The following is a 13,862-nucleotide window of genomic DNA, read 5'->3' as shown; positions in this document are numbered from 1 at the left end:
TGTGGCAGCCTCAACAGTCCAACTGCTTTCGCAGCATAAATTTCTGCACCTTGCCGGTGGAGGTCTTGGGCAGGGGGGTGAAGATGATCCGCTTGGGGGCCTTGAAGTGGGCCATCTGCTCGCGGCAGAACGCGATGAGGTCGGCCTGGGTGAGCTCGCGGCCCTCCTTGAGCTTGACGAAGGCGCAGGGTACCTCCCCCCACTTCTCGTCCGGCATGGCGATCACCGCCGCCTCGTCCACGTCCGGGTGGCGATAGAGCACGTCCTCCACCTCCAGGCTGGAGATGTTCTCCCCGCCGGAGATGATGATGTCCTTGGATCTGTCCTTGATCTCCACATAGCCGTCCGGGTGCCAGACCGCGAGATCCCCGCTCCGAAACCAGCCGTCTGCCATCGCCTCCTCGCTCGCCGCCGGATTCTTGAGGTAGCCCTTCATGACGATGTTGCCGCGCAGCACTATCTCCCCCAGGGTCTTGCCATCCCGGGGAACCGGCTCGCCGCTCACCGGGTGGATGACCCGCATCTCCCCCTGCAGTGGTGAGGCCACCCCCTGGCGCGCCTTGAGGCGGGACAGCGTGGTGGCGTCCTGCCCCTCCCAGCTTCGCTGCGGCTCGCACACCACACAGGGGCCATAGGTCTCGGTGAGACCGTAGACATGGGTCACGGCGATCCCCATGGCCTCCATGCCGGCGATCACGGTGGCGGGCGGCGCCGCCCCCGCCGTCATCGCCTTGATGGGGTGATCTAGCCCCTGCTTGAGCGCCGGATCGGCGTTGTTCAGCATGTTGAGCACTATGGGGGCGGCGCAAAAATGCGTCACCTTGTGCTCGTGCAGCGCCTCATAGATGGCCGCCGCCTGCACGTGACGCAGACAGACGCTCACCCCGGCGGTGGCCGCCAGGGTCCAGGGGAAGCACCAGCCGTTGCAGTGGAACATCGGCAGGGTCCAGAGATAGACGCTGTGCTTGGGCAGCTCCCAGGAGAGGGCGTTGTTCACCGCGTTGAGGTGGGCACCGCGATGGTGATAGACCACCCCCTTGGGGTTCCCCGTGGTGCCGGAGGTGTAGTTGAGCGAGATGGCCTGCCACTCGTCCCCGGGCAGCCAGCCGGGCTCATCGCCGTTGCCCCCGGCAATAAAGGCCTCGTAATCCAGCTCGCCAATGAGCTCCCCCTCCCGGTAGAGGGGATCGTCGATGGCGATGACCAGGGGCTGGTTGTCTATCTGGGAGAGCGCCCTGCGCACCACGGCGCCAAACTCCCGGTCCACCAGCACCGCCTTGCTCTGGGCATGCTGGAAGATAAAGGCCATGGCGTCGGCGTCGAGCCGGGTGTTGATGGTGTTGAGCACGGCACCGCTCATGGGCACCCCGAAGTGGGCCTCGAACATCGCAGGCACATTGGGGGCGACGATGGAGACGGTGTCCCCCTCGCCGATGCCGCGGCGGCGCAGGGCCGAGGCGAGCCGGCGGCAGCGCACCTCAGTCTGGGCCCAGCTCTGGCGCAGGGGGCCGTGGATCAACGCCGGGTAGTCGGGGTAGACGCTGGCCGTCCTGGCCAGGAAGCTCAGGGGGGTCAGCGCCTCGAAATTGGCGGGCGTCTTGCCAAGGCCGGTCTCGTAGATGTGGGGCTTTGTCATCGGGTTCCTTCCTCGTCGGGTACAAAGCGGAGTGCGTCTCGCGTTCGAGATGCCGCCCGACGCAGCGCAGGGGCGACTCTCGAGAACGGATGAAAGGGTATCAAGGGGGCGTGATCCCAGGTATTAGCGAAACGTCTTAGGGTGCAGGCCTGCCCCCCGTTGTCGCCAATCGCCGACGCTCTTTTGCCAAGGTCGTTTTTTGCGCAGTCAGTCTCTGTCGCAGTCGGGGGGCGGTCTGCTTGAGCCGGAGGGGGAAAATGCCAAGAATGCACCCAGGCCCGAAGCGGGCATCTGTATGAGGAGAGAGACGATGAACACATCCATGTTGGCAGGTATCGGGATCGGTGTGGCCTCTGCGCTGGCCTTGTCGGCCGCCGCCAGCGGATCCCTGTTTACCTCAGAACCCCAGTTTGCCGAGGTGCTGGCCAGCAAGCCGGTGACCGAGACCATCAAGACACCGCGCCAGGAGTGCCGCAACGTCACCGTCACCCACCGCAAGCCGGTGCAGGACGAGCACAAGATCCTGGGGACCGTGGTCGGGGCGGCGCTGGGGGGCGTGGTCGGCCACCAGTTTGGCGGCGGCAGCGGCAAGAAGATCGCCACCGCGGCCGGTGCCGTGGCCGGCGGCTACGCCGGCAACCAGGTGCAGGGCAACATGCAGGCGGGCGACACCTACACCACCACTGAGCAGCGCTGCAAGACGGTGCAGGAGAGCAGCACCCGCACCCTGGGCTATGACGTCACCTACCGCCTCGCCGGCCAGGAAGGGGTGGTGCGCATGGAGAAGCAACCCGGCACCACCATCCCGGTCAAGGATGGCAAGCTGGTACTGAGCAACGAGCAGGGTTGATACTCCGTTAGGAGCGCCCTGCCATGAGGAAGGCCCACCAGAGAGGTGGGCCTTTTTCTTGGGTCACCGTTGGAAAAGCACCGGAGCCACGGCCACCTCTGCCCTGCCTGTGGCTCGCCCCCCTCATTGCCAATGGGTGTCATCTGGCTAGTCGTCAAGCCACTGGCGGGCGTCATTAGCTTCCCTTTTTCACTGCCGCCCCCGGTTTTCTCTCCCCATCGCCGCAACGGCTGTCTTTTTTCTTGACCCCCATGGCGGGCCGACTAAGATGATTCCGATTGCCAGCCTGCGGTATAACGGTTTGAATATGTCAAAGATATCAAGTACATCGCTTCCATTGCATGTCCGCTTTGGCGAGTTCGAACTGGATGAACGCAACGCACTCTTGCTGCGCAGCCACAGGGCTATCCCCCTCTCCCCCATCCCGTTCAACCTCTTGTGTGCCCTGGTACGGGATCCCGGCGCCCTCCTGACCAAGGACGAGCTGCTCGACCGGGTATGGGGTCATCGCTTCGTCAGTGCCTCCGTGCTGAAAGGGGCCATCAGTGATCTTCGCACTCTGCTGGGAGACAGTCCCCGTCAGCCGCGCTTCATAGAGACGGTCTCACGCCGCGGTTATCGCTTCATCTGCCCGCTCCTCCCCCAGGGGGAGTCTGCCCCGACCGAGGGCCCTCTCCCCCCAGCAACCCGGTTGCCGAGCATCGGCACCCCATCCCCCGGGGGATTCATCGGCCGCGGGGAGGAGCTGGCGCGGTTGCAGGACGCCTGGCGACGGGCGACTCAGGGTCAGCGCACCATAGTCTGGGTCGCGGGCGAACCCGGGATCGGCAAGTCCACCCTGATCGCGCACTTCTGCTCCGGGCTCGACCACGCCCTCTGGGTGCGGGGGCAGTGTGTGCAACTGCATGGGTCGGGCGAACCCTATCTGCCGGTGCTGGAGGCCATCGCCGAGCTGTGCCGTCGCGATGAGCAGGCGATCCCCCTCCTTCGCAGCGTGGCCCCCACCTGGCTGCTGCAACTGCCCTGGCTCTGCTCGGCCGCGCAGCGAGAAGCCCTGCTGAATGAACTGGTCGGCACCCACCCGCAGCGCATGTTGCGGGAGATGAGCGAGTTTCTGGATCGTTACACCGAGCATCGGCCACTGCTGCTGATCACCGAAGACCTGCACTGGGGCGATCCCTCCACCCTGCAGCTTGTCGACTATCTCGCCCGCCGGCGCAGCCACAGCCGCCTGATGTGGCTTGGCAGTTTCCGCCTGACCGAGATCATCGCCCAGGATCATCCTCTCAACGAGCTCAGACACGAGCTGCGCCCGCAGGGCTTGTGCGAAGAGATCCTGCTCGACGCCTTCTCCGAGCGGGATGTGGCGACCTATGTCTGCGCGCGGCTGCCGACGCTGGCCGCCGAGGACAGATTCGTGAAGGCCCTGCATGAACGCACGAGTGGTGTGCCCCTGTTCGTGGCATCCCTCGCCAACGAGGTCCTCGCCCAGGCCGCCCATGGCAGCCTCGCCGGGCTGGCGGATCTGGCCCGCACCCGGATCCCCGAGAGCCTGAACGCCCTGATCGATCACCATGTGGCCAAACTCTCGGGCGAGCGGCGCCAGTTGCTCACGGCGGCCGCCGTGTTTGGCATGACGCTGCGTCTCGACTTGCTGTCACGGGCGCTGGACAGCGATCCTGTGCAGGTGGCGGAGCTCTGTGATCGGCTGGCACGGGAGCGGCTCTGGCTGACGGAAGTCGGGTCGAGCGAACACGCACTCGGGGTGATGCCCTCCTTCGTGTTCCACCACCAGCTGTTCCGTCAGCGCCTTTATGACGGCTTGCCCGGCGCGGTGCGCGCCGCCTGGCACGGCAAGATAGGGGCCCTGCTCCAGCAGGACGGGAGCGCAACGGCCGCCGAACTGGCCATGCATTTCGATCGGGGCCGTGAGCCCATTAAGGCGCTTGGCTATTATGCCGAGGCGGCCCAGGCGGCCTTGCTCCATCTCAGCCCCGTCGAGTGCATGGGGTTGACCGAGCGGGCGCTCTTTCTGATCGATCAGATGCCGGAGAGTGCCCAGCGCCATGCGCTCGAGATCACCCTAGCCACGCTGCGCGGCTGCGCCGCCTTCCACACCCTGGGGGCCGGGGACGACACCCGCGCGGCCTACCAGCGTGCGACCAGACGCCTCGTCGAGGTGCCATCGCATCCCATGGCCGGCCTGGCACTGCACGGTTTTGGCCTGCTGCTCGATTTTCGGGCCGAGTATGACGAGGCGCTGGCCATAGCCGCACGGGCGCAAGCCCTCGCCACCGAGAGGGCGGATCCCCTGCTGACGCTGGCGGCCTGCACCATACAGGGGCATGCGCTCATGATGCAGGGCCATCATCTGGCGGCCAGGGAGGTACTGGAGCTGGCGTTGCCGGCCCTCGAGCAGGCGACGGCGACGACCGAGCACAATTTCATCGGGTTCATCGCCGATCCCCAGGCGACTGTGCTCGCCTTGCTGAGTCTTTCCCTCGCCCAGCTGGGCCTGTTCCATCAGGCGCGCGAACGCCTCCGGCAGGCTTATGCCCGCTCCCGCCACCTTGCCCAGCCGATGGCGCTGATGTTTACCCTCTGGTGCGATGCGCTCTGTGCCATCCGGCATGGCGACGTGGCGCGAGTCGCGGCGCTGGCCGGAGAGATGGCGACCCTCGTCGACCGCTTCTCCCTTGCCCAGGGCAAGGCGGCCTGCCGCTGGTTCCAGGGGTGGGCAGAGAGCCATTGCGGCAGCCCCCTGGAAGGAGGCCGCCAGATCTGCCTGGCTTACGAAGAGAACCGGGCGCTCGGGATGCTGTCAGGGAGCAGCGAAACCCTGGGCTATGCCGCCGAGGCCCTGGTCCTCCAGCAGGAGTGGGAAGGAGCCCAGGCGACGCTGGCGCGGGCGCTGGCGTTCGTGCACAGCCACGGGGAGCGCATCGTCCTGCCGCAATTGTTGCTGCTTCGCGCGGCCACAGAGCAGGCCAGGGGCGACGTGACGGCCGCGGCAACCTCGGCACGCCATGCACGCGCCGAGGCCATGGCCCAAGCCGCGCCATGGCTCGAAGTCATGGCATTGACCGCCCTTTGCGACCAGGGCGCTGCGACGCCAGAAGAGAGGGCGGCGCTCGCCGGATGGGAAGAGCGACTCGCCGCGCAGGGAGAGCCCGCCCCCCTTGTCAGGACGGTGCGCCCCCATGCAAACGGCAAGGCGGCTCAATAAGCGCCCCTCCCGACCGAATCCCCACCTCTCCCTGACCACATGCCCATTCGTCGTCCTTATACTCGATTGCGACAGGTAATGGGCGTGATCCGGCCACTGGCCCGCGTCCTGGTGTGAGAAGGGGGATCCTCTGGCCCCCGCCTCGCCAACACCCTCGACAGGGCCTGGCGATCCCCGTCATTCAGGCCCAGCCATGGACACAGGGGGATTGAACGGCAGGCCAGGAGCCCCTTGTACCTGACGCCGCCATCGGTCGCGTTCACGCGTTTCCGGCGACCTCTTGCCTCCATTTACGTGATACCGGTGCCCCCATGGATATCTGTGATTGCCGTCAGTCAGGCCGTTGCAAGGATAGATTCGCCTCAGGCAGGCCCCTGCCAGAGTCGATCATCGACGAGCTCTGCTCGCTGGCCTGCCTTGGCCAGCCATCACAGCACCGCCTGCCCTGGCATGTCATGGTGGCCTCCTCGCTGGATGCGAAGCGGCGCATCAATGCGGTGGTCAGCGGGGCGCTCCCCTTCGCCCCCTGCCTGCTCCACAAGGCGTCCCATATCGTGGTGCTGTGCGCCAGAACAGGGCCGAGGCGGGCCGCCGATGATGGGGCGTTGCCGACGGCCGTCCCCGGGCACCATGCCGAATATCCGGCAGCCCCCCGGGAGCACGCGACAGAGCGGGCGGCCCTCGCCGGCGCCTCTCACCCGATCTACATGGCCCTGGGCGCACTCTTGCTGGGAGCGGCGACCCTGAACCTGGCCACTTGCACCGTGGATGACTTTGATGCTGACTGGCTGGATGCCGAGCTGGGGCTGGCCGAACGGGGATGGCGCAGCGTCGTGATGGTGGGTCTGGGCCAGCATGCCGCTGGCGATATCGAGCCGCCCTCTCTCCCCCTGCCGACGGAGCTCTTCATGACGCGACTGTGAACAGATCGCCACCCAATTCCGACCTTTTATCCACCACTTCGCCCTCGTACTCCCGTAATCTTCTGCGGCAAGCCCGAATATTGATGGATGCTGCCCATGATCCTCAGATCCGATCCCCAATACCCCCTCCATCGCATGTACGTCGTCAAGCTGGACCGGGACGCCACGCCAGATGCGCTCCATGGGCGCCTTGAAAACCTCGTCTCCGGCACGCAGCGCAACTTCGCATCGGCGCAGGAGCTGCACGGCCTGATGGAGCGGGATCTCGAGCGCGAGGACGCCCCCGGGCAGAGTCCTGACCCCATTCCCTGACGGCCACCCGCTCCCACCCATTTCCGACCAAAGTCCGACCCCTTCCTGACCATGACCGCGGCCCGGCTTGCTAGTCTGCCTACCCGATCCCGTCCACCCCATGATGCGAGTTATACGATGTCTCCAGCACCTGCCGTCTCCCGGGTCCCGCGCCCGCGAAGGATGCGCGTCATCCCAGTCCTGGTCTCCTCTGCCCTGGCGCTTGCCTCGGCTGGCTGCACCACGCCCCAACTGGACTCCACCCTGGATCTCCCCGCCAGCTTCGCCACCTCGCGGGAGGCGGCCGAGCCGGACGTGCCGTGGTGGGAGAGCTACGGCGATCCTGTGCTCAGCGAGCTGATCGTCCAGGCGGCCCACGCAAACCGCGACATCCGCATCGCCGCCCAGCGCCTGCGCGCCGCCCGGGCGGGAGAGACGATCAGCCGCTCCGTCCTCCTGCCCAACCTGGGGGCGACGGGCAGTGCCGGCCACAGCGACAACGGCTATGGCAGTGGTGCACGGCAGGCCGCCCCCGAGACGAGCAGTCTCTCTGCGGGCCTGAGCGTCTCGTGGGAAGTGGATCTCACCGGCCGTCTGCGGGCCGGCGCGGCCGCCGCCGCGGCAGAGGCCGAGGCCAGCGAGGCGCAGGCACGCGGCGTGCGTCTGCTGGTGCTGACGGATGTGGCCAGCAACTATTTCACCCTGGTCGGCGCACAGCGCCAGCTGGAGACGGTACACGCCATCTCGGAGGCCCAGGACGAGACCTTGCGTCTGGTGACGGCGCGCCAGCAGGTCGGGTTGGCCTCCCCCTTCGATGTCGAACGGGCGCGCACCGATGCCGCCCAGGCACGGGCGGCCATGCCGCGACTCGCCACCCTGATCGCCGTCTCGCGCCATCGTCTCGCCGTGCTGATCGGCGCCCAGCCGGCGGCCGCCAGGATCACCCCTTCCCAGGCCGTCATCAAGACCCCGCCGGTACGCCCCGGACAACCGGCCAGTCTGCTGGAGCGTCGCCCGGACCTGCTGGCGCTGCGTGCCCAGCTGGCAGCCTCGAACTGGCGTCGCCAGCAGGCAAAAACGCAGTGGTTCCCCCGCCTGTTCGTCAGCGCCCTGTTCGGTCGCGAGGATCTGGATGTGAACGGTATGGCGCTCGGATCGGCCCGCTTTGGCAACATCGCCGGCCTGATGACGATGCCGCTGCTGGACTGGGGCCGAACCAGCGCCGTCAACGAGATCGCCGAGAGCGCCCAGTCCGAGGCGCTGCTGCGCTACGAGGATGGCATCGTCCGAGCGCTCGAGGATGTGGAGAACAGCCTGGTCGCCCTGCGCGACGAGCGTGAGCGGGCAGACGTGCTGCAAGGGGCCGCACGGTCGGCGCAGATGGCCCTCAAGCACGCCGAGTCCCTCTATCAGCGGGGGCAGATCGATCTGTTGCCGCTGCTCGATGCCCAGCGCGCACGCCTGACCGTGCAGCTCGGCGCCAATGACAGCCAGACCCAGGCCCTGCTCGACAGCGTGACGCTGTTCAAGGCGCTGGGCGGTGGCTGGCAGTCCTTCGAGCCGGCGACAACCCATACCCCCGAGACAGCCGTGTCCAAACGCATCACCCCCACCCCTTTATCCACTAACGAGGAATCGTCGTGAAATCCTTCGTCGCCGCGGCCAGTGCCGCCACCCTTACTGCCTTGCTGTGTGCCTGCTCCGAGCCCGCCCCCTCCACGGGCGCACTCAGACCGGTGAACACCATGGCGCTTCATTACGACAGCCTGCGCGACAGCCAGCGCTATTTTGCCTCGGTCGCCTCCCGCTACGAGGTCGAACAGGCCTTTCGCATTGGCGGCAAGGTGCTGGTGCGCAAGGTCGATGTCGGCCAGGTCGTGAAAGAGGGCGATGTGCTCGCCATCCTGGATGATGCGGACTACCTGCTCGCCGAAGAGGCCGCCCGCCAGCGTCTGGCGGCGGCCAAGGCGGCCGCCTGGCAGGCCGAATCGGATTGGCAGCGCCTCAGTGAGCTGAAGAAGAACGGCTCCGTCAGCGCCTCCCACGAGGAGCAGGCACACAGCACCCTGCTCACCGCCAGGGCGGCGGCACAGGCGGAGGCCCGCCAGTTCGAGCTGGCCCGCAACCAGGTCAATTACACCCAGCTGCGGGCCCCCATCAGCGGCGTGGTGACGGCGCTGCGCATGGAAACAGGCCAGGTGGTGGCGGCGGGTCAGCCCGTCATCACCCTCGCCAACGAGGGCAAGCCGGAAATCGTGGCGGATATTCCCGAGAACCGGCTGGCCGAGTTCAAGGCCGCACGCTACAAGGCCGCGCTGGCCACGGCGCCGGAGCGCTATTTTGCGGTCGAGCTGCGCGAGCTGTCGGCCCAGGCCTCGGCGCAGACCCGCACCTACCGCGCCCGCCTCAAGCCGGTCGAGCCCAGAGCACTGCCGCTGGGGGCGACCGCCACCCTGATCGCCGAGCGCACCGATGAGGGCACCCGCGTCGCCACCCTCCCCGCCACGGCCCTGACCCAGGAGCAGGGGGCGCCGGCCGTGTGGACGGTGCAACAGGACGGCAAGGGCAATACGGGCACCGTCAAGCTGGTCAAGGTCGCCATCCAGGGCTATCGCAGCGACGAGGTGCTCGTCTCCGGTCCCGCCGAGGGCGCCCTCGTCGTCACCGCCGGGGTGCAGAAGATGGCGCCAGGGCTGAGAGTCGCCCTGCCCGCCGCCGCATCCGCATCCCGCTCTGAACGTGAGGAAGTGACCCCATGAAATCGCTCAATCTCACCGAATGGGCGCTGAGCCACCGCGCCGTGGTGCTGTTCCTGATCCTGCTGGTGACGGTGGCGGGGACCCTGGGCTTTGGCAGGCTGGGTCAGCTGGAGGACCCCAACTTCTCGGTGCCCTCCATGACCGCCATGGTGGTCTGGCCCGGCGCCACGGCGCAGCAGCTCCAGGATGAAGTGCTCAACCGCATGGAGAAGAAGTTCGAGCAGCTCGATCACTTCGAGAAGGTCAAGACCTTCGCCCGCCAGGGGTTCGGCGGCATGCTGATCACCGTCAAGGGGGGCACCTCCAAGGCGGATCAGCAGGAGGCCTGGTATCAGGCGCGCAAGAAGTTCAGCGATCTCGAGCTCGAGCTGCCCGAAGGCGTCGTGGGCCCCATATTCAACGACGAATTTGGCGACGTCTACGGCCTGATGTACGCCATCAAGGGGGACGGGGTCAGCCTCGCCGATCTCGCCGATCAGGCGGAGATCATCAAGCGCCGCCTGCTCAAGGTGCCCATGGTCAAGAAGGTGGATCTGCTCGGCAAGCAGGCGGAAAGAGTCTACATCGAGTTCTCCCACGAGCGCCTGGCGGCGCTGGGCATCCAGCCCGTGCAGATCATGGCGGCCCTGAAGAGCCAGAATGCCGTCCTGCCGGCAGGTTCCCTCGACACCGCCTCCGACCGGCTCTATGTGCGGATCAGCGGCCAGTTCCGCAGTCTCGACGACATCCGCAACCTGCCCATTGCCGCAGGCGGGCGCGTCATCAAGCTCGGCGACTTCACCACGGTGCGCCGCGGCTATGAGGATCCCCAGACCTACAGCATCCGCCACAACGGCCAGCAGGTGCTGATGCTGGGTATTTCCATGACCAATGACGGCAACATAGTCCAGCTGGGCGAGGCGCTTGAGACCGTCATCGCACAGATCCAGAACGAGCTGCCCTACGGGGTCGAGCTCGAGCAGGTCGCCGATCAGCCCACCACGGTCAAGGAGGCGGTCTGGGACTTCGAGCGCTCCCTGGTGGAGGCCCTGGTGATCGTCGTCATCGTCAGCCTGCTGAGCCTGGGCTGGCGCACCGGCATAGTGGTCGCCCTGTCGGTGCCCCTGGTGCTGTGCATGGTCGCCATCTTCATGCTGGGGACCGGCTGGAATCTGGAGCGGATCTCCCTGGGGTCGCTCATCATCGCCCTGGGCCTGCTGGTGGACGACGCCATCATCGCCCTCGAGATGATGGTGGTGAAGATGGAGGCGGGCTGGGACAAGGTCAAGGCCGCCGCCTACTCCTACAAGGCGACCGCCATGCCCCGCCTGTCCGGTGCCCTGATCACCGCCGCCGCCTTCATGCCGGTGGGCTTCTCCCAGTCCACCACGGGTGAGTACGCCGGCGGCATCTTCTGGATCGTCGGCGTGGCGGTGGTCTTCTCCTGGCTCTGCTCGGGCCTCTTCACCCCCTACCTTGCCGTCAAGATGCTACCCGCCCAGCTCGGCCATCACCATGGCGAGGGGAACCCCTATGACACCAAGGGCTACCGCCGGCTGCGCGGCTGGATCCAGCAGGCCATCGCGCGCCGCTGGCTGGTCATCGGCATCACCTTCGGGGCCCTGGTGCTGGCCGTGCTGGCGGTCAGGCTGGTGCCGCAGCAGTTCTTCCCCAACAGCACGCGGCCCGAGCTCATCGTCGAGCTGCGCGTCAAGGAGGGGGCCTCGTTCGCCGCGACTACAGAGCAGGTAACACGCCTGGAGCAGCTGCTGGCCAAGGACGAGGACGTGCGCTTCTACACCGCCTACACGGGCGCCGGCGCACCGCGCTTCTACCTCTCCCTGGATCCCGAGCTGCCCAACCCGGGCTATGCCCAGTTCGTGGTGATGACCAAGGATCTGGAGGCCCGCGAGCGCGTGCGTTCGCGCCTGATGGCCATGGCCGGCGACCAGTTTCCCCAGGCCTGGGTGCGTGTCACCCGCCTCGAGCTCGGCCCGCCGGTGGGCTTCCCGATCCAGTACCGCATCGTCGGCGCCGACACTCAGGTGGTGCGCGCCATCGCCCGCAGGGTCGAGCACCTGGTGGCGAGCAATCCCCAGGTGCGCGACGTCCAGCTCGACTGGAACGATCCGGTGCGCGCTCTGAATGTGGCGCTCGATCAGGAGAAGGTGCGCGCCCTGGGGCTCTCCCCCGCCGAGGTGGCGATGGCGACCCAGTCCCTGATGCAGGGAGCGACCCTGACCCAGTTGCGCGACGGCGAGGAGCTGGTCGACGTGGTCGCCCGCGCCATTCCCTCGGAGCGACTGGATGTGGAGACCCTGAAGGACATCAACCTCTACACGAGCCAGGGCACTGTGGTGCCCCTGTCGCAGATTGCGACCGTGCGCCATGAGCAGGAAGAGCCTGTGCTGTGGCGGCGCAACCGAGATATGGCGATCACGGTGCGGGCCGACGTGGTGGACGGTGCCCAGGCGGTCTCCGTGACCCAGGCCATCACCCCCCTGCTCAAGGAGCTGGAGGCGACCCTGCCGTCCGGTTACCGGATTGACGTCGGCGGCGCGGTCGAAGAGAGCAACAAAGCCAACGAGGCGCTGATCGCCGTGGCCCCCGTGATGCTGATCACCATCTTGCTGATCCTGATGCTGCAGTTGCAGAGCTTCTCCCTGATGGCCATGGTGCTCTTGACCGCGCCCCTCGGGATGATCGGCGTGGTGGCCGCCCTGCTGGTGTTTCAGGCTCCCCTGGGCTTCGTCGCCATCCTGGGCGTCATCGCCCTGTGCGGCATGATCATGCGCAACTCGGTGATCCTGATCGACCAGATCCAGATAGAGACGACCGGTGGCCGGGATCCCTGGAGCGCCGTGGTCGAAGCCGCTGTGATGCGGGCTCGCCCCGTGATGCTGACGGCGGCGGCCACCGTGCTGGCCATGATCCCCCTGACCCGCAGCGTCTTCTGGGGCCCCATGGCCATCGCCATCATGGGCGGGCTGACCATCGCCACCCTGCTGACCATCTTCTTCGTGCCCTCCCTCTATGCGGCCTGGTTCCGGATCGCCCCGGCCAAGGAGACCGGGCCCACCCTGGCGCAGGCCTCTGGCGCAGAGGAGCGCGCATAGTGAACAAGGGACGCACTGCGCTGATGTTGACAGGGTTGCTGCTGAGCGGCGCCAGCCAGGCCGGGGATGGCACCCTGACCCTCACGGTGGAGAACGACGTCTTTACCGGCTCAGACAACAACTACACCAATGGCGTGGGGATAGCCTGGGTCTCTGAGGCCATCGCTCGGGAGGACGATGACCCCCTAGGTCAATGGACCCGCTTCTGGGCATTCCTGCCGTTCGTGGCCGATGAGGGCTACACCAACTATGCCTCCTGGGCCCTGGCCCAGGAGATCAACACCCCGGACGACATCGGGGAGCCCCATCCCGATGTCGACGATCAGCCCTACTCAGGGGTGCTGGTGGTCGACAGCACCCTCTATGCCCGCAGGTGGGACTGGAACCACGCCTGGCAGCTCAGGCTGGGGGTGGTGGGGCCCGCCTCCCAGGCCGATGACACCCAGCGGGAGTTCCATCGTCTGATCGGGGCCGACAAGCCGCAAGGCTGGGATACCCTGTTGCCGAACGAACCCGTCGTCAACCTCAACTACACGGTGGCCCACCTCGCGGCGGCCGGACACACGGCGGCCGAGCTGGAGTGGCGCCTGGTACCCCTGGCCACCGCCGGGGTTGGCAACTATTTCACCGGGGCCGGGGTCGGCCTCTATGGCGAAATAGGCTGGGATCTGGTGGATGCCCTGGGGGTCACCGCCCTGCGCTCCGGCCTCAATGCCGCCTCCACGGTCGGCATTGCACCGCAGAACCGCTGGTCGGTCTCGCTCTTTGGCGGGGGCGGCGCCTACGGGGTCGTCCACTACCTGCCCCTCGACGGCACCCTGTTTCGCACCAGCCACGCCGTCGATACCGAGCCCGTCATCGGCATGGGCTCCTTCGGCTTCTGCCTGCGGCGCGGCAAGTTGACCCTGGGGTTCGCCCGCACCTTTTTCACCGAGACCTTCGACACCCAGCGAGAGCAGACCGACTTTGGCACCCTGAGCCTGTCATGGGTGCTGTGATCGCCATCCCCCTGGGCGCGTTCGCCGGCAGCCAGCGTCCGGGCCGAGGTTGCCCTCGCGCCAGATGCAGAGCACAGCGCCCTT

9 protein-coding genes are annotated in these 13,862 nt (G+C 67.0%); 8 read left to right on the top strand and 1 reads right to left on the bottom strand.

What is annotated here, in order from left to right; genetic code table 11:
- Positions 1–10: 10 nt before the first annotated feature.
- Positions 11–1,636: an acyl-CoA synthetase gene (locus R2B70_RS09730; protein WP_318163273.1), complete on the bottom strand. Its 1,626-nt coding sequence runs from the start codon at positions 1,634–1,636 to the stop codon at positions 11–13.
- Between the two features lie 322 nt (positions 1,637–1,958).
- Between R2B70_RS09730 and R2B70_RS09725 the strand changes: the two genes are divergently transcribed.
- The 8 genes from R2B70_RS09725 (at position 1,959) to R2B70_RS09690 (ending at position 13,778) form a co-directional block, all read left to right on the top strand.
- Positions 1,959–2,486, top strand: a complete 528-nt coding sequence (locus R2B70_RS09725) for a glycine zipper 2TM domain-containing protein (protein ID WP_408854358.1) — start codon at positions 1,959–1,961, stop codon at positions 2,484–2,486.
- Positions 2,487–2,793: 307 nt separating this feature from the next.
- Positions 2,794–5,712, top strand: coding sequence for an ATP-binding protein (locus R2B70_RS09720; protein WP_318163272.1), 2,919 nt, complete (start codon positions 2,794–2,796; stop codon positions 5,710–5,712).
- Positions 5,713–6,023: 311 nt separating this feature from the next.
- Complete coding sequence (locus R2B70_RS09715) at positions 6,024–6,635, top strand: nitroreductase family protein (protein WP_318163271.1); 612 nt, start codon at positions 6,024–6,026, stop codon at positions 6,633–6,635.
- Positions 6,636–6,731: 96 nt separating this feature from the next.
- Positions 6,732–6,947, top strand: a complete 216-nt coding sequence (locus R2B70_RS09710; protein WP_318163270.1) for a hypothetical protein — start codon at positions 6,732–6,734, stop codon at positions 6,945–6,947.
- 162 nt (positions 6,948–7,109) lie between these two features.
- Positions 7,110–8,570 carry a TolC family protein gene (locus R2B70_RS09705; protein ID WP_318163269.1) on the top strand — a complete coding sequence of 487 codons (1,461 nt, stop codon included), beginning with the start codon at positions 7,110–7,112 and terminating at the stop codon, positions 8,568–8,570.
- Positions 8,567–9,685 (top strand): efflux RND transporter periplasmic adaptor subunit, encoded by a 1,119-nt coding sequence (locus R2B70_RS09700; RefSeq protein ID WP_318163268.1) that lies wholly within the window; start codon positions 8,567–8,569, stop codon positions 9,683–9,685. Before R2B70_RS09705 ends, R2B70_RS09700 begins: the two co-directional genes overlap by 4 nt.
- Positions 9,682–12,780, top strand: a complete 3,099-nt coding sequence (locus R2B70_RS09695) for an efflux RND transporter permease subunit (RefSeq protein WP_318163267.1) — start codon at positions 9,682–9,684, stop codon at positions 12,778–12,780. Before R2B70_RS09700 ends, R2B70_RS09695 begins: the two co-directional genes overlap by 4 nt.
- Positions 12,780–13,778, top strand: coding sequence for a lipid A deacylase LpxR family protein (locus R2B70_RS09690; protein WP_318163266.1), 999 nt, complete (start codon positions 12,780–12,782; stop codon positions 13,776–13,778). The genes R2B70_RS09695 and R2B70_RS09690 overlap by 1 nt, the downstream gene beginning before the upstream one ends.
- Positions 13,779–13,862 lie beyond the last annotated feature (84 nt).

Origin of the sequence: Aeromonas sp. XH (assembly GCF_033348475.1) — a bacterium.
GTDB classification, from domain to species: domain Bacteria; phylum Pseudomonadota; class Gammaproteobacteria; order Enterobacterales; family Aeromonadaceae; genus Aeromonas; species Aeromonas sanarellii.
Note: the sequence above shows the minus strand (reverse complement) of the source record. Positions and strands in the feature narration are given on the sequence as shown.

Excerpts from the sequence above, each read along its gene's own strand:
- R2B70_RS09710 (WP_318163270.1), top strand. The coding sequence starts at position 6,732 with ATGATCCTCAGATCCGATCCCCAATACCCCCTCCATCGCATGTACGTC.
- R2B70_RS09715 (WP_318163271.1), top strand. The coding sequence starts at position 6,024 with ATGGATATCTGTGATTGCCGTCAGTCAGGCCGTTGCAAGGATAGATTC.
- R2B70_RS09695 (WP_318163267.1), top strand. The coding sequence starts at position 9,682 with ATGAAATCGCTCAATCTCACCGAATGGGCGCTGAGCCACCGCGCCGTG.
- R2B70_RS09720 (WP_318163272.1), top strand. The coding sequence starts at position 2,794 with ATGTCAAAGATATCAAGTACATCGCTTCCATTGCATGTCCGCTTTGGC.
- R2B70_RS09730 (WP_318163273.1), bottom strand. The coding sequence starts at position 1,636 with ATGACAAAGCCCCACATCTACGAGACCGGCCTTGGCAAGACGCCCGCC.
- R2B70_RS09725 (WP_408854358.1), top strand. The coding sequence starts at position 1,959 with ATGTTGGCAGGTATCGGGATCGGTGTGGCCTCTGCGCTGGCCTTGTCG.
- R2B70_RS09705 (WP_318163269.1), top strand. The coding sequence starts at position 7,110 with ATGCGCGTCATCCCAGTCCTGGTCTCCTCTGCCCTGGCGCTTGCCTCG.